Source organism: Mesorhizobium sp. M0983 (genome assembly GCF_040318975.1).
Classification (GTDB): Bacteria; Pseudomonadota; Alphaproteobacteria; order Rhizobiales; family Rhizobiaceae; genus Mesorhizobium.
Genome location: NZ_JAMYNH010000032.1, coordinates 38,259 through 45,181, shown reverse-complemented (window position 1 = coordinate 45,181; position 6,923 = coordinate 38,259). Strand labels below are relative to the sequence as shown.

The 6,923-nt window shown below is 60.4% G+C and carries 7 protein-coding genes and 3 pseudogenes; 9 read left to right on the top strand and 1 reads right to left on the bottom strand.

Annotated features, from left to right (window positions below; genetic code table 11):
- Nucleotides 1-402 precede the first annotated feature (402 nt).
- Nucleotides 403-654, bottom strand: coding sequence for a DUF6074 family protein (locus NKH71_RS30660; protein ID WP_023722593.1), 252 nt, complete (start codon nucleotides 652-654; stop codon nucleotides 403-405).
- A 76-nt stretch (nucleotides 655-730) separates the two neighbouring features.
- Here NKH71_RS30660 and NKH71_RS30655 point away from each other — a divergent pair.
- The 9 genes and pseudogenes from NKH71_RS30655 to tnpC form a co-directional block, all read left to right on the top strand.
- Nucleotides 731-928, top strand: a pseudogene (locus tag NKH71_RS30655) (transposase); the annotation flags it as partial.
- 614 nt (nucleotides 929-1,542) lie between these two features.
- Nucleotides 1,543-1,770: a hypothetical protein gene (locus NKH71_RS30650; RefSeq protein WP_352895916.1), complete on the top strand. Its 228-nt coding sequence runs from the start codon at nucleotides 1,543-1,545 to the stop codon at nucleotides 1,768-1,770.
- Nucleotides 1,771-1,972: 202 nt separating this feature from the next.
- Complete coding sequence (locus NKH71_RS30645; RefSeq protein WP_352776793.1) at nucleotides 1,973-2,167, top strand: hypothetical protein; 195 nt, start codon at nucleotides 1,973-1,975, stop codon at nucleotides 2,165-2,167.
- A 157-nt stretch (nucleotides 2,168-2,324) separates the two neighbouring features.
- Nucleotides 2,325-2,552, top strand: coding sequence for a hypothetical protein (locus tag NKH71_RS30640; protein ID WP_352818989.1), 228 nt, complete (start codon nucleotides 2,325-2,327; stop codon nucleotides 2,550-2,552).
- A 403-nt stretch (nucleotides 2,553-2,955) separates the two neighbouring features.
- On the top strand, nucleotides 2,956-3,309 hold the full coding sequence (gene tnpA / locus NKH71_RS30635; protein WP_031239744.1) for an IS66-like element accessory protein TnpA: 354 nt from the start codon (nucleotides 2,956-2,958) through the stop codon (nucleotides 3,307-3,309).
- Nucleotides 3,306-3,653 carry an IS66 family insertion sequence element accessory protein TnpB gene (gene tnpB, locus NKH71_RS30630; protein WP_023680052.1) on the top strand — a complete coding sequence of 116 codons (348 nt, stop codon included), beginning with the start codon at nucleotides 3,306-3,308 and terminating at the stop codon, nucleotides 3,651-3,653. Before tnpA ends, tnpB begins: the two co-directional genes overlap by 4 nt.
- A 66-nt stretch (nucleotides 3,654-3,719) precedes the next feature.
- Nucleotides 3,720-4,250 (top strand): annotated as a pseudogene (locus NKH71_RS30625) (IS66 family transposase); the annotation flags it as partial.
- 76 nt (nucleotides 4,251-4,326) lie between these two features.
- Nucleotides 4,327-5,487, top strand: a complete 1,161-nt coding sequence (locus NKH71_RS30620) for an IS110 family RNA-guided transposase (RefSeq protein ID WP_352856067.1) — start codon at nucleotides 4,327-4,329, stop codon at nucleotides 5,485-5,487.
- Between the two features lie 286 nt (nucleotides 5,488-5,773).
- Nucleotides 5,774-6,922, top strand: a pseudogene (gene tnpC, locus NKH71_RS30615) (IS66 family transposase); the annotation flags it as partial.
- Nucleotide 6,923 lies beyond the last annotated feature (1 nt).

Genomic DNA, 6,923 nt, shown 5'->3' with positions numbered 1-6,923 from the left:
GCCTGCGCACGCCCGAAATCCGCCCGCCGCAAGGCGGCCACGGCATAGTCTGCCGCTTCAAAGATCGACATCCGCTCAAGTCCGGACCGATGCACCAACGCCCTTCTAGGGGAGATTCTCTTTTGCCATCAGTCTCGCTCATTGGTACCTAGGCTGTGCAACGCGCAGGTAGCCACAATGGCAAAACGACCTAGCGCGCTTCAGCCCGTTCCCCCCAAAGCTTCCGAATAACCGGCTCGTACTCCGGCCTTGAACAGAATTGGCAGTCGGGCTGCCGCGGGCGCAGCGTTCGTCCCCGTGCGATTGGCAAGTCCATGGATCGATCGACCAATAGTTTGTGGTGGCTAAGCCTGCAAACGACCTGAGCATCTCAACTGCCATCAGTACGCCGGCCGGCCGATGCTATTGTGCAAGTTTCGCAGCACTGCGGGTGGCGATATCGCCCAAGACAGCATGAAGAAGCGTTCCAACTTCCTGTTCGGCGACCCCGGGTGCAATTCCTGATTCGGACAGTTGAACGAGAATTGCCTTGGCGGTGTTGCGCCAGAAGGCGTTCGCGTCCTCCCCGTTCTTGAACTCCAGGACCCGGGCGATCCCTTCGACCAACTTCCGCCGCCGATGCAGCGGAAACGCGCTTATGTTTGAATCACACATCGATCACCTCACCCTTTCAGTCGCGCGAATAAGCATTGGCGGGTGAGAAAATTTGGTTAACAGCGCTTTTTGGACAATGGACAGCAATGGAATAAAGCGTCTACCCAACAAGCCAAGAGGTGTGCCGCGTGTTGATGATCGGCGCGTGCTGAACGGCATCTTCTGAGTGCTGCGCTCCGGTGCTCCATGGCGCGACCTGCCTCAGAGCTATAGCCCGCGCACCACCTGTTGCAACCGCTTCGTCCGATGGCGAAAAGCAGGTGTGTGGCTGCGCAGTAACGAGTCTACGGCCTAAGGTTTGCGGAGCCTCACGCCGGCGCGGCTGCCGTTCTCCGGGATGAACTCGACGCCGGCGGCCTAGAGGGCGATGCGCAAGGCAGCAACGGTTCGCTCTTGTGTGGGGCTCTGTCGGGCCGCGACATCTACTTAATGTCTACTCTAGACAGTCGCCGCGACCATAACTTTGATAGCAAGTCAGGGTCGCGGGATGCCGAGCCGCTTGAAATACCGAGTTAGGTCCGGGTGCTCGCGATCGTCCTGCCTCAACCGCGCAAGCGCGTCATCATCGCCGGCGAGCGCCATAACCAAACCGCGAGCGCTTATTCTCCACGGAGCACCGGGCATTGTCTGGTTGTGAGGACGGTGCTTGATAACCAGCCGCCTGAGTGTGTCGTCGCTTACGTTGTAGTCGTGCCCTGAACAGATCAATGGCCCTCTGGACCGTGATCGCCTCTGCCCGTGGATGTAGAGCGGCCGAAGCCGTTCGCCTGTTTCCGGCGCTGTTTTTGACAGGGACCGCATTGCTCATTCGGCCAATCGCGCTTTTCTGCGGCCCGCCGTTTCGCCCGACATCAGGGAACGATATCGGCCCCCGTGTATTAGAAACCTATGGACACATTGGAACCCCACGGCCACGGGATGGTGGCCGACCTTCTGACATCGGAAGTTGCCAACGCCAGGCAGCGCATCCACCGGACCGAGCTCGCGCTTCAACGCACTGAAGAAATGCTGGCCGAAAATCTCGCGCTGTGCAGCAGGACACGAACTGCGGTGGAGGCCGCAGACCGCTTGATGAAGATCGATCCCCCCAGCTTTGAACGACGTCGCGCGGGTTGAACTGGGCCGGCGACGCCAGACCGACACGAATCTTCAGTTCAAAGAGCGAGGGTAATGCTGCGGCAAACGAAGGTGGCACGGGGGGTCTTCGCGCGAGCCGGTTATCCGATCTCCCGCTCAGAAATTTGTAGTAAATATTCCAACGTCCTTATGGAACCCATTCGTTGCGGGCGAGTTGCGGCTGATTGGGACGGAATTCCCGATGACAACCAGCAACAAAGCAGACCATCAGTCTGTCTCCGAAGCGTTTCGGAAACTGATCCGTTCCGAGGGCTATCGTCATAACGTACAAACGTTCTTAAATCTGGGGGTCGAACCAGAACTGCCGCCAACCCTACAGTCATTACTTGCGGCTATTGATCGGGCCAAACAGGGGCCGACGGAAGAAGTCCCTTAGCGGGCCGGCTGGGCGTCAGGTCCAAAGAGTATAGAGGCTCGCCTCGTGGCTTGTCCCTCCGAGTCCCACTCAGAAGTCTATCAAACATTCTTCTTGATTTTACCCGGCAGGATCATGAATGTTCCGCGTGGGTTCTCGCTGAGGTGGGAGGCTTGGTATGAACGTTTGGACAAACTGCCGACCCCGCAAAGTGACTGCACATGAGCTTGTTGAAGAGCTGATCTTACAAGCCCGTCGCGGCCAAATCATCTCCGTCAAAGAGACCATCGCAGCGGTGCGCCGAGACGGGCCGCATCTGATGGAAAGTGACTGCGAGCTGGTCGCTCTTATTGTCGAGATTGCCCCAGCCTTTGGCCTGTTTGTCGGGTTCGATCTTCGCGAATAGCCGCATGGCTCTCCACTGGTTCTCCCCTCAGTCTACGGCAGGACCGACAGCACCTAGGTTATGGACGAAAGGTGGATCGAAGCGCGCTCTATAGGTCGAGAGGGGGTCTTCGCGCGAGCCAATTATCCGATCACCCGATCAGAAACTCTAGCTAAAAAAATTGCTGACTGTTGCGGCCAGCACCGTGCCAATTTGTACGATTCGTACATGGCGTTGATGTCGGTCAGGAAGTGAGTAGATTCCCTTTCGGCGTGTCCCTGGGGAGGGCTGGATGAGCGTCGCGCAAAGGGTCGGTCCGCTTCTAGAGCGATACCCTCCGGCGAAGGCCGCCTTGCGAGAGGACGGCACGGTAGCGAGGCTGCGCTCTTAAGGTCGCCCTTACGAGCGAAGTTAGCAGCACAGCATGAGCCATGTGACGTTATTGACCGGGCCTGAGCGTCGTCGTCGTTGGCGTGAAGAGGATCAGTGCCGGATACTGGCCGCGGCATTCGCGCCCGGGGCCACAGTGGCGGCGGTAGCGCGTCAGTACGATGTCGCGACCAGCCTGATCTATAAGTGGCGCCGCACGGTGAGAGCCCGCGAGACGGGCTTTGCCGAAGTTGTCGTGGCTCCCGATGAGCCTGTCGCCGTTTCGCGGCCGGCGGCATCCCCAGCGGTGATCGAGCTGGAGGTCGCCGGCAAGGTGCGGCTGCGGATTCCGCTGACCACGCCGCCAACACTGGCGGCAGCGATGGTGAAGGCGCTGGGCGTTTCATGATCCCGGTTCCGAGCCAGGTGCGGATCTGGTTGGCGGTCGGCCGGACCGATATGCGTCGCGGGATGCAAGGCCTCGCTCTGCAGGTTCAGGAGACGCTGGGCCGGGACCCGCATGCCGGCGATATTTATGTCTTCCGCGGCCGCAGCGGCAATCTGATCAAGATTATCTGGCATGATGGGCTCGGCATGTCGCTGTATGCAAAACGGCTCGAGAAGGGCCGGTTTCTATGGCCGTCGCCGGCGGACGGCACGGTTTCCATATCACCGGCGCAGCTCGCCTACATGCTCGACGGGATCGATTGGCGCAACCCGCTTCACACGTTCCGCCCGCAGCGCGCGGGCTGAGTTTTTCTTTGAGTTTGCGCCATTTTCCGCGAGTCAGCGGACGCGTTTTATGATTCACTCCAGGGCATGGTTGCCACCGCCCAGGATGCTGTTCCGGACGATATTGGCGCGCTGAGAGCAGCGCTGACCTCGGCGCTGGCCAGAGCCGAAGACGAGGCCGCGCGCGCTGCGCTGGTCGAGGCCGAACTGGCGGTCGCCAGGGCCAAGGCATCGGATGATGCGGCGCTGATCGCGCATCAGCATCTGACGATCCGGAAGCTGCAGCGGGCGCTGCATGGTCAGAGTTCTGAACGCTCAGCCCGCCTGCACGACCAGATGGAACTCACCTTCGAGGAACTCGAGAGCACCGCGACGGAAGACGAGATCGCCGCCGAACAGGCCGCGGCCCGGACCACCGAGGTGGCGCCTTACATGCGCAAGCGACCGGCGCGCCAGCCATTTCCCGAGCATCTGCCGCGCGAACGCGTGGTCGAGCCGGCGCCGGCCGCTTGCCATTGCTGCGGCGGTCATCGGCTGCGCAAGCTGGGTGAGGATATCACCGAGACGCTGGAGGTGGTGCCGCGGCAATGGAAGGTGATCCAGCACGTGCGGGAGAAGATCCTATGGGCGACTGGATAGCAGCCACCGCTCTTGCGAATGTGTGGTTGTTACAAACACCACTCGGGAGCCAGGCATGCAAACCGGTCAATTTGAAACTTCGATCGCCATTCGCACCGAACTCTGCGCGATCTTCGTGTCGCTGGAATTGAGCAGAACACGGTGGTTGATCACATCTCTTTCGCCGGGAGGGGGAGAGAAAATGTCGAAGCACTCAGTTCTGGGAGGCGATGTTGCGGATCTCCTGAAAAGGCTCGCAGAACTCCAACAGAAGGGGCGATCGCGCACCGGCAAAACGTATCCCGTGGTCGTTATCCAAGAAGCCGGTCTCGACGGATTCTGGATCCACCGCACACTTGAGAAGAATGGAATAGAAAGCTGGGTAGTTGATCCTGCTTCGGTTCTGACGTCCCGAAAACATCGGCGGGCGAAGACCGACAAAATTGATGGGGAAACCTTGGTGCGGACGCTTCTGGCCTACAAGCGAGGTGAACCAAGGGTGTGTGCGATGGTCAGGGTTCCCACTCGTGATGAAGAGGATCGTCGTCGAATCTGCCGAGAGCGAAAGACGCTGATCGCAGAGAGAATCCTGCACGTAAACCGGATCAAAGGCTTGCTGTTCGCACAAGGAATTGGCGACTACGAACCGATCTACCGAAATCGCCGCGCTCGACTGGAGGAACTGCGAACGGGCGACGGACACCCGCTGCCACGTCAAGTTAAAGCACAGATTTTACGGGAACTTGATCGTCTCGAAATCCTCCTCGCACAGATCAAGGAGGTTGAAGCAGAACGGGACGCGTTGCTCAATGTCGTGAGCGACTCTATGCCGAACCCGGCGTCCATGATCGTGCAGCTTAAGGGTATTGGTGCTGAAGTCGCTGCGGTTCTCTGGTCGGAGGGGCTCTTCCGCAGCTTCGATAATCGCCGCCAAGTCGCTGCCTACGCTGGCCTGGCGCCTACCCCTTGGCAGAGTGGCTCTGTAGATCATGAACAAGGTGTCGGGAAGGCTGGTAACCCGCGACTTCGGACAGTCATGATCCAGCTGGCATGGCTATGGCTACACCATCAGCCGAATTCGGCCCTCAGCACATGGTTCATGGAGCGCGTGCAACGAAACGGGGGGCGTGGGAAGAAAACCGCGATAGTCGCGCTGGCAAGAAAGCTTCTTGTAGCTCTCTGGAAATATGCCGTTCATGGAGTGGTCATTGAAGGCGCAAAGCTGAAGGCGGCCTGACTGATGAAAATCGCCTCAATCTCCCGCAGTGGTGCGGGCAGATCCAGACAGGACAAACCGAAGGGTGAATGTGGCGTCACGCGCCGACGAGAAGAAGGGTTTTGTCCTACCGAGCCTCCGCCTACGAAAGAGGGATTTTGGTGCGGCCGATAAAAAGCGGCGACCGTATGTGAGTTTGGACTGGTGGAAGTGCTCCAGTCAGATGATGAGCTCGAGCCTGGATACTGGATCGATGGGAGTGCCGAACATGCGTTTTTGAACCCGCTTTACATTGACGGGCCCATGTGAGTTCACCTGCCGCGACTGCGAGACGATCAGCCAGGCTCCGGCGCCCTTCCACGCCACCCCGCGCGGCTGGGCCGGTCCCGGCCTGCTGGCGATGATCCTGTTCGAGAAGTTCGGCCAGCATCAGCCGCTTAACCGCCAGGCCGAACGCTATGCCCGCGAAGGCGTGCCGCTCAGCCTGTCGACGCTCGCCGACCAGGTCGGCGCCGGCGCCGCGGCGCTGATGCCGCTGTTCAAGCAGCTCGAAGCCCATGTGCTGGCCGCTTCGCGTCTGCACGGCGACGACACGACGGTGCCGGTCCTGGCCAAGGGCAAGACCGATACCGCCCGATTATGGACCTATGTGCGCGATGACCGACCGTTCGGCGGCGCCGATCCGCCGGCGGCAGTGTTCTACTATTCCCGCGATCGCCGAGGCGAACATCCCGCGACGCATCTCGCCGGCTGGAGCGGCATTCTGCAGGCCGATGCCTTTGGTGGTTATGGCGATCTCTATGCGACGGGTCGTCAGCCGGCGCCTATTCTGGAAGCCAGCTGCTGGGCCCACAGCCGGCGCAAAGTGTTCGAGCTGGCCGATATCGAAGCGGCGGCGCGCAAGAAGGCGCACGGCGAGAAGCCCAACCTGGTCTATCCGCTCGCGGTTGAAGGCGTGAAGCGCATCGACGCCCTGTTCGATATCGAGCGCGAGATCAACGGCCTGTCGCCGGCCCAACGCCACGCCGTGCGCCAGGAGCGGAGCCTGCCGCTGGTCGCGGAGCTCGAGACCTGGATGATCGAGACGCGCGACAAGCTCTCGCGCGGACATGATCTGACCAAGGCCTTCAACTACATGCTGCGCCGCTGGTCATCCTTCGCCCGGTTCCTCGACGACGGGCGGATCTGCCTATCGAACAATGCAGCCGAGCGAGCCCTGCGCGGCATCGCTCTCGGCAGAAAGTCCTGGCTGTTCTGCGGTTCCGATCGCGGCGGACAGCGCGCTGCCGTTCTCTACAGCCTGATCGTCAGCGCCAAGTTGAACGATATCGACCCGCAGGCCTGGCTCGCCGACGTCCTCGCCCGACTGCCCGCCTATCCGGCCCATCGGATCGATGATTTGCTGCCGTGGAATTGGAGATCCGCAAAATTGCGGACCCAACCAGCGGCGGCCTGAT

Bases quoted from the DNA above. Each gene is read 5' to 3' on its own strand.
- NKH71_RS30660 (WP_023722593.1), bottom strand. From the start codon at position 654: ATGTGTGATTCAAACATAAGCGCGTTTCCGCTGCATCGGCGGCGGAAG.
- NKH71_RS30650 (WP_352895916.1), top strand. From the start codon at position 1,543: ATGGACACATTGGAACCCCACGGCCACGGGATGGTGGCCGACCTTCTG.
- NKH71_RS30645 (WP_352776793.1), top strand. From the start codon at position 1,973: ATGACAACCAGCAACAAAGCAGACCATCAGTCTGTCTCCGAAGCGTTT.
- NKH71_RS30640 (WP_352818989.1), top strand. From the start codon at position 2,325: ATGAACGTTTGGACAAACTGCCGACCCCGCAAAGTGACTGCACATGAG.
- tnpA (WP_031239744.1), top strand. From the start codon at position 2,956: ATGAGCCATGTGACGTTATTGACCGGGCCTGAGCGTCGTCGTCGTTGG.
- tnpB (WP_023680052.1), top strand. From the start codon at position 3,306: ATGATCCCGGTTCCGAGCCAGGTGCGGATCTGGTTGGCGGTCGGCCGG.
- NKH71_RS30620 (WP_352856067.1), top strand. From the start codon at position 4,327: ATGCAAACCGGTCAATTTGAAACTTCGATCGCCATTCGCACCGAACTC.